This window comes from Micromonospora sp. NPDC049580 (assembly GCF_040675595.1).
Classification (GTDB): domain Bacteria; phylum Actinomycetota; class Actinomycetes; order Mycobacteriales; family Micromonosporaceae; genus Micromonospora.
Window position 1 is genome coordinate 1 of record NZ_JBFAPG010000298.1, and the last position, 8,004, is coordinate 8,004.

At 74.8% G+C, this 8,004-nt stretch carries 7 protein-coding genes and 1 pseudogene; 5 read left to right on the forward strand and 3 right to left on the reverse strand.

The genetic code is table 11. The features are described 5' to 3' along the window. The 3 genes and pseudogenes from AB0J68_RS21735 to AB0J68_RS21745 all read right to left on the reverse strand — a co-directional run. Positions 1-371 (reverse strand): annotated as a pseudogene (locus tag AB0J68_RS21735) (hypothetical protein); the annotation flags it as partial. A gap of 308 nt (positions 372-679) precedes the next feature. Then, positions 680-1,105, reverse strand: coding sequence for an OsmC family protein (locus AB0J68_RS21740; protein ID WP_266241740.1), 426 nt, complete (start codon positions 1,103-1,105; stop codon positions 680-682). A gap of 70 nt (positions 1,106-1,175) precedes the next feature. Then, positions 1,176-2,105 carry a serine/threonine-protein kinase gene (locus tag AB0J68_RS21745; RefSeq protein ID WP_363940217.1) on the reverse strand — a complete coding sequence of 310 codons (930 nt, stop codon included), beginning with the start codon at positions 2,103-2,105 and terminating at the stop codon, positions 1,176-1,178. 199 nt (positions 2,106-2,304) lie between these two features. Here AB0J68_RS21745 and AB0J68_RS21750 point away from each other — a divergent pair, with 199 nt between their 5' ends. The 5 genes from AB0J68_RS21750 to AB0J68_RS21770 all read left to right on the forward strand — a co-directional run. Continuing rightward, complete coding sequence (locus tag AB0J68_RS21750) at positions 2,305-2,535, forward strand: hypothetical protein (protein ID WP_363940219.1); 231 nt, start codon at positions 2,305-2,307, stop codon at positions 2,533-2,535. A 101-nt stretch (positions 2,536-2,636) separates the two neighbouring features. After that, positions 2,637-3,383: a response regulator transcription factor gene (locus tag AB0J68_RS21755; RefSeq protein WP_363940221.1), complete on the forward strand. Its 747-nt coding sequence runs from the start codon at positions 2,637-2,639 to the stop codon at positions 3,381-3,383. A gap of 43 nt (positions 3,384-3,426) precedes the next feature. Next, on the forward strand, positions 3,427-4,893 hold the full coding sequence (locus tag AB0J68_RS21760) for a HAMP domain-containing sensor histidine kinase (protein ID WP_363940227.1): 1,467 nt from the start codon (positions 3,427-3,429) through the stop codon (positions 4,891-4,893). A gap of 44 nt (positions 4,894-4,937) precedes the next feature. Beyond that, complete coding sequence (locus AB0J68_RS21765) at positions 4,938-7,235, forward strand: glycosyltransferase family 39 protein (RefSeq protein ID WP_363940223.1); 2,298 nt, start codon at positions 4,938-4,940, stop codon at positions 7,233-7,235. Then, a partial coding sequence (locus AB0J68_RS21770; protein ID WP_363940225.1) for a dolichyl-phosphate beta-glucosyltransferase occupies positions 7,232-8,004 on the forward strand: 773 nt, incomplete at its 3' end. The genes AB0J68_RS21765 and AB0J68_RS21770, both read left to right, overlap by 4 nt.

Consider the following 8,004-nt stretch of genomic DNA (forward strand, 5'->3'; position numbering starts at 1 on the left):
CTGGGGGTGGCGGTCGGCGACGCTGTGGGGGTCGTGGGGAGGACCCGGGCGGGGGCGGCGTCGCGGTCCAGCGACCGGGAGGCGCGCTCGTCGGCGATGGCGGCGCGGTCGGCCAGCGCATCGGCCATCGGTCGTACGGGCTGCGGCGCGTCCTCGGCGCCACGGGCGACGGCGAACGCGCCCAGGCCGAGGCAGCAGGTGACGCCGGTGGCCAGGGCGACCCGGATGGGGGTGGAGCCCAGCCGGGCGCGGCGCGGCGGGTCGGGGACCCGGTGACGGCCGATCGTCCGTTCGGTTGATGCGGCGTCGCCCGAACGGGTGGTCGAGAGCGCGTCGGTCAGCTTCTGGGCAGCGGGGTCGACGGGATGCACCCGCCGAGGCTAGATAGTCGACCGCCCGCTGCCATCGGCCCGTACGGTGGCATGCGCCACAATTTGCCCGGATCATGGCTGTCATATCGGGCGGAAGGCCGGTCGAACCCATGAAACCTCGCCGATCAGGCAAGCCGGGTATTCCCGATTGGACCGGCTAACCCGGTCGTCGCTGCGGTCTCCGGCGCCGCCTTCGGCCGCTCCCCGGCGCTCCTCCCTTCGGAGGATGCCCGCTCCACCGAACGGTGGGGGCCCACGGTGGTCGTCCGGCGGAGGCGGCATCCGAAAAGCCGCGAATCGGCCCGGGATCAGTGCCGGCCGTTCTCCGCCGGGGTCACGGTCAGTCGGTGCCGCGTGTTGTCGCCGCTGGAGAACGGCCAGAGCCGGTCGGCGTACTCGACCAGATCGGCCAGCTGGGCGCGGCTCAGGCCGGCGGAGGAGATCGAGGCGTGCACGTCGGCCCGGTACCGGCCGTCGTCGTCGCGGCCCAGCTTCGCCTCGGCGCGTACCTGGACCGTGTGCGCCTCGTTCGTGATCTCCCCGGCCGCCTCCACCGCCGCGTGGTGCAGGCAGGACGCGAAGGCCGCGGCCAACAACTGCTCCGGTCTCAGGCCGGTGCAGTGCGCCGCCAGCGGCGACGCCAGCGGCGTGGAGAGCCCTCCGTCGTCGGTGCGTACGTGGCCGCCCTCGGCCGTCGCGGTGGCCTCGTGCAGCCAGGAACTGGGGCTCGGCATCGCGTTCCTCCCGTCGCTCCCCGCCCGGCTACCCGGCCGCGAGCGGGCGAAACGCGGGGCCACCCCGGGTTCAGGGCCCGTCGACCATCGACAGGGCCTCGGTGGCCTCCGCGGCGGCCCGCTCGTTCCACGGCGACGTCGCCGCAGGTCGGCGTGGCGTGGGGATCATCATCGGCACGTACACCCGGGCGTCCACGGCCTCGGCCAGCAGCAGCGCGGCGACCAGGCTTGTCGGACGCTGCGCCGGGTCGTCGGCCAGGCAGGAGCGGCACAGCTCGGACACCTCCGGCGGCAGCCCGTCGATCTCGGGCAGCGGCTCCGGAGGTTGGGTCCGACGCTCGGTCAGCAGCTCGGCCGCGTTGCTCGCCCGGTAGGGCAGCCGACTGGTCAGGCAGTAGTAGAGCAGCACGCCGAGGGCGTACATGTCGGCCGCCGGGGTGGCCGGTGTGCCGTCGAGCTGCTCGGGCGCCAGGTACGCCGGGGTGCCGAACACCATGCCGTGCGGTATCGGGTCCGCGACCCCGGACGGGGTGGCGATGCCGAAGTCGAGGACCTTCACCCCGACCGGGGTGAGCATGACGTTGGCCGGCTTCACGTCGCGGTGGACGATGCCGCTCGCGTGGGCGGCGGACAGCGCGGCGGCGACCTCGGCGCAGACCCGCACCGAGATGCGCCAGTCCAGTGGACCGGCCCGCAGATGCGCGGCGAGCGTCTCGCCCTCGGCCAGCTCCATCACGATGTAGGGCGCCCGACGGCCGGGCAGCGTCGAGGAGGTGCCGAAGTCGTGCACGCTCGCGACGTTCGGGTGCACGAGCCGCGCCGCGGAGCGGGCCTCCGTGCGGATGCGGTCCACCGTGTCGTGCAGATCCTCCGGGCCGGGCGAGATGAGCTTCACCGCGACCGGCCGGTCCAGCACCCGGTCGTGGGCTCGCCACACCTCGGACATCCCGCCCACGCCGATACGCTGTTCGAGCTGATACCGCCCATCCAGCGTGCGCATCGACCACTCCTCGCCCTCGCCCGCCGACGGCGGGTGCCTCCGAACGCGGTACCCGGGGTCCGAGCTGGGCAAACCGTGCGGTGATCGGGCTTGGCCGATCCCGGCGTACACCGGCGCGGGCCGGTGGCGGGTGCGGTAGCTTGCGAGCCAGGGCTGGGCGCACCGAGCGTGCCGGCACGGTCACCGGGGAGACACCGCGATGAGCGAGGTCACCGTACGCTTCGTCGGCGGTCCCGCGGACGGCCTGGTCCGCGAGGTTCCGGCCGGGCCGGACGGGGCTCCGCCGCCGCGTTGGATCATGCGGCACCCGGACGGCACCGGCCCGACGCAACCCGGTCCCGACCACCTCTACGAACGCGACCAGCCGGACGGCCTGGGCGGGTGGAGCATGCGGTTCGTGCGGACCGACGCGTACGGGGTGTCCGAGTGAGCACGGGCGAGGGCTGAACGGTGGTCCGGCGGCCCGGCCGCACAGCTGCCACACAGGTGGGGCAGAGGCACGACACAGCGGACACGCCCACGATGGGGGACATGGTCATCCAGGGGCAGACCGTGCCGGGCCGGATCGAGTTGCGCCGTCCCGACGGCGAACCGGTCCGGGTGCTGGTGGTCGACGACGAGGCGACACTGACCGACCTGCTGTCGATGGCGCTGCGCTACGAGGGCTGGCAGGTGCGCAGCGCCGGCAACGGCATGGCGGCGCTGAGCGCCGCGCGGCAGTTCCAGCCGGACGCCGTCGTGCTCGACGTCATGCTGCCCGACCTGGACGGCTTCCAGGTGCTGCGCCGGCTGCGCGAGCACGCCCCCACCGTGCCGGTGCTGTTCCTGACCGCCCGCGACGCGGTCGAGGAACGCATCGCCGGGCTGACCGTGGGCGGCAACGACTACGTGACCAAGCCGTTCAGCCTGGAGGAGGTGATCGCCCGGCTGCGCGCGCTGCTGCGCCGCTCCGGCTTCGCGGTCGCCGCCCAGGAGGAGGCGGTGCTGACCGTCGGCGACCTCAGCCTCGACGAGGACAGCCACGAGGTCCGCCGCGCCGGCCAGCTCATCACGCTGACCGCGACCGAGTTCGAGCTGTTGCGCTACCTGATGCGCAACCCGCGCCGGGTGCTCAGCAAGGCGCAGATCCTCGACCGGGTGTGGAACTACGATTTCGGCGGCCAGGCCAACGTGGTGGAGCTGTACATCTCGTACCTGCGCAAGAAGATCGACGCCGGCCGGCCGCCGATGATCCACACGCTGCGCGGCGCGGGCTATGTCCTCAAACCCGCCGACTGACGTACGGCCGCGCCGCCGGCCGCTGCGCACCGCCCGGCGGTGGCTGGCCGGCCGGTCGCTGCGGGCCCGGCTGGTATTCGCCCTGGTGGCACTGCTCGCCCTGGTCAGCGTCGCGATCGGCGGACTCACCACGGTCGCCCTGCGGCACTTCCTGGTCGGCCAGGTCGACAATCAGTTGACGATGGGGGACCGGCCGCGCGCCGACGTGCCGCCGTGGTTCCGCCAGGGCGGCGACCCCGGGTGGCCCGCCACGCCTCCGGGCGCCGTCGGCCCGCCCCCGCCGGAGCCTCCGCGTGGCTTCCCGCCGGGCTCGCTGGCCGTACGCCTCGCCGACGGCGTCACCACGGCGACGAGGAGCACCGAGAGCGGCAGCCTCGCCGACGTCCCCGCCGCGGACGCCGCGCGGCTGGTCGCGCTGCCCACCGACGGTCGGCCGCGCACCGTCACCCTCGGCGAGGGCGACGTCCGGGCGGTGGCGCGGCAGCTACCCAGCGGGGACGTGCTGGCCGTGGCGATCCCGCTCAGCGGCGTACAGGACACCGTCTGGGCGCTGGTCGCCGCGCAGGCCGGGGTGGCCGCCGTCGGGCTGCTCCTCGCCGGTGCAGCCGGCGCGCTGATCGTGCGCGCCACGCTGCGACCGCTGAACCGGGTGGCCGCCACCGCCACCCGGGTCACCGAGCTGCCGCTGGACCGGGGCGAGGTCGCGCTCGCCGTCCGGGTGCCGGCCGGGGACACCGACCCGCGGACCGAGGTCGGCCAGGTCGGCGTGGCGCTCAACCGGATGCTCGGCCACGTCGCCGACGCGCTGTCCGCGCGGCAGGCCAGCGAGACCCGGGTACGCCAGTTCGTCGCCGACGCCAGCCACGAGCTGCGGACCCCCCTCGCGGCGATCCGGGGGTACGCCGAGGTGGCCCGGCGCGGCCGTGACGAGGTCCCCGCCGACGTGGCGCACGCGCTGCGCCGCGTCGAGTCGGAGAGCACCCGGATGACCAGTCTCGTCGACGACCTGCTGCTGCTGGCCCGGCTCGACACCGGCCGGCCGCTCGCCGTGGACCCGGTCGACCTGTCCGCCCTCGTGGTGGACGCGGTCAGCGACGCGCACGTGGCCGGCCCCGAGCACCGCTGGCAGCTCGACCTGCCCGAGGTGGTCATCCGGGTGCCCGGCGACGCCGCCCGCCTGCACCAGGTGGTGGCGAACCTGCTGGCCAACGCCCGCGTGCACACCCCGCCGGGAACGACGGTCACCACCACCCTGGCCGTCGAGGCGGACGCCGCCGTGCTCACCGTCGCCGACGACGGGCCGGGGGTGCCGGCGGAGCTGCGACCGGAGATGTTCGAGCGGTTCGCCCGGGGCGACAGCTCCCGGTCCCGGGCGCACGGCAGCACCGGCCTCGGCCTGGCGATCGTGGCGGCCGTGGTGGAGGCCCACCACGGCACGGTCACCGTCGACAGCCGGCCGGGGCGGACCGTGTTCGTCGTCCGCCTGCCGAATCCCACAGCTGACACATAGTCGGCGCACGGGGTCCCGCCAGTCCGGCCGCCGAGGCTGGCCGCATGGACAGAACAGACACCCTGCCGACGACGCCCGCCGAACCGGAGAGGCCGCCGCGCACGACCACGCGCCCCGAGGAACACTCGCCGCCGGCGGGCCGCGCGCCGACCTGGACCCGGCCCGCGCTGGTGGTCCTGCTCCTGGGCACCGGCCTGCTGTACCTCTGGGGCCTGGCCGCCTCCGGCTGGGCCAACTCGTTCTACGCGGCCGCCGTGCAGGCCGGCTCGGTGAGCGGGAAGGCGTTCTTCTACGGCTCGTCGGACGCGGCCAACTCGATCACCGTGGACAAGACGCCCGCCTCGCTGTGGCTGATGGCCCTGTCGGTGCGCGTCTTCGGGCTCAACAGCTGGGCGATGCTCGTTCCGCAGGCGCTCTGCGGGGTCGCCTCCGTCGGCGTGCTGTACGCGAGCGTCAAGCGCTGGTACGGGCCGGTCGCCGGCCTGATCGCCGGTGCGGTCCTCGCCCTCACCCCGGTGGCGACGCTCATGTTCCGCTTCAACAACCCGGACGCGCTGCTCGTGCTGCTGCTGGTCGGCGGCGCGTACGCCACCGTGCGCGCGCTGGAGACGGCCAGCACCCGGTGGATCGTGCTGGCCGGCGTGCTGGTCGGCTTCGGCTTCCTGACCAAGATGCTCCAGGCGTTCCTGCTGGTGCCGGTGTTCGCCGGCGTCTACCTGCTGGCCGCGCCGACCGGGCTGTGGCGGCGGGTGCGGCAACTGCTGCTGGCCGGTCTCGCGGTGGTGGTGTCCGCCGGTTGGTGGGTGGCCGTCGTCGAACTCGTCCCGGCCAGCGCCCGCCCGTACATCGGCGGTTCGCAGGGCAACAGCATCCTGGAGCTGACCCTCGGCTACAACGGCCTCGGCCGGATCACCGGCGACGAGGTGGGCAGCGTCGGCGGCGGTGGTGCCGGGCGGATGGGCGGTGGCGGTGGCCCGTTCTCCGGGCAGACCGGCCTGCTGCGGATGTTCGACGGCGAGGTCGGCGGTCAGATCTCCTGGCTGCTGCCGGCCGCGCTGATCCTGCTGGTCGCGGGCCTGCTGGTGGCCGGGCGGGCCGCGCGTACCGACCGCACCCGGGCCGGCCTGCTGCTGTGGGGCGGTTGGCTGCTGGTCACCGGTCTGATCTTCAGCTTCATGTCCGGGATCTTCCACGCCTACTACACCGTGGCGCTCGCACCGGCCGTCGGCGCGCTTGTCGGCATCGGCGTCACCCTGCTCTGGCGGCAGCGCCGACCGCGGCCGGCCCCGGTCGCCGGCACGCCTGACGAACCGGTGGTGGTGTCCCGATGGCAGCGGTGGCGTCCGCTGGCCGCCACGGTGACGCTCGCCGCCACCCTCGCGGTCACCGTCTGGTGGGCGTGGGTGCTGCTCGGGCGCAGCCCCGACTGGTACCCGTGGCTGCGTACCGCCGTGCTGGTCGCCGGCCTGCTCGGCGCGGCCCTGATCCTGCTGGCCGCCCGACTGCCCCGCTGGCTGGTGCCCGTGGTGCTCGGCGTCGGCGCGGCGGCGGCCCTGGCGGGGCCGGCGGCGTACGCGGCGCAGACCGCCGCAACCCCGCACACCGGCTCGATCCCGAGCGCCGGCCCGGCGGTGGCGGGCGGTTTCGGTCGCGGCGGCTTCCCCGGCGGACGACCGCCCGGCGGCATGGCGTTCCCCGGCGGCGGGCAGTTCCCCGGCGACGGCCGCAACGGCGCTCAGCCGCCCGGCGGCGACGGCCGCAACGGCAACCAGAACGGCGGACAGTTCCCGGGCTTCCCGGGCGGCGGGCAGATGCCCGGCTTCCCGGGCGGCGGGCAGATGCCCGGCTTCCCGGGCGGCGGGCAGGTGCCCGCTGCTCCCGGCGGTGCGCAGGTGCCGGGCTTCCCGGGCGGTTTTCCCGGCGGCGGTCAGCTGCCCGGCGCCGGTGGTGGCCGGGAGGGCGGCGGCATGGGCGGTCTGCTCGACGCCCGCGAGCCCAGCGCCGCGCTGCGCGAGCTGCTGGAGCGCGACAGCGACGACTACACCTGGGTGGCGGCCACCATCGGTTCCAACAACGCCTCCGGCTACCAGTTGGCCACCGGTGACCCGGTGATGCCGATCGGCGGGTTCAACGGCAGCGACCCGTCACCGACGCTCGCGCAGTTCCAGCGTCACGTCGCCGAGCACAAGATCCACTACTTCGTGGGTGGCGGCGGATTCCGGGCCAACGGTGGCAGCTCCGCCGCGCAGGAGATCTCCACCTGGGTCGCGGAGACCTTCACGGCGCAGACCGTGGACGGAGTCACCGTCTACGACCTGAGCACCGGCGCGGACGCGTCGTGACCGCGCTCAGCGGCGCCCGCGCCGTCCAGACCCGGTCCACCACCGCCGGCGCGGTGCTGGACGTGGTGATCCCGGTCTACAACGAGGAGACCGACCTCGGGCCGTGCGTACGTCGGTTGCACGCGCATCTCAGCGAGCACTTCCCGTACCCGTTCCAGATCACCGTCGCCGACAACGCCAGCGTGGACGGCACCCTGGCCGTGGCCCAGGCGCTCGCCGCCGAGCTGCCCGGCGTCGGCGTACGGCACCTGGACGCCAAGGGGCGGGGGCGGGCGCTGTCCGCCGCGTGGTCCGCGTCGTCCGCGCCGGTGCTGGCGTACATGGACGTGGACCTGTCCACCGACCTGGCGGCGCTGCTGCCTCTGGTCGCGCCGCTCATCTCCGGCCACTCCGACCTGGCGATCGGCACCCGGCTGGCGCGTACGTCCCGGGTGGTGCGCGGCGCCAAGCGGGAGGTGATCTCCCGGGCCTACAACCTGCTGCTGCGGGGCGCGCTGGCGGCGCGGTTCTCCGACGCGCAGTGCGGGTTCAAGGCCATCCGCGCGGACGTGGCCGCCGGGCTGCTCCCGCACGTACGCGACACCGGCTGGTTCTTCGACACCGAGCTGCTGGTGCTCGCCCAACGGGCCGGGCTGCGCATCCACGAGGTGCCGGTGGACTGGGTCGACGACCCGGACAGCCGCGTCGACATCGTCGCCACCGCCCTGGCCGACCTGCGGGGGATGGGCCGCCTCGGTCGGGCGCTGGTGACCGGCGCGCTGCCGCTGGC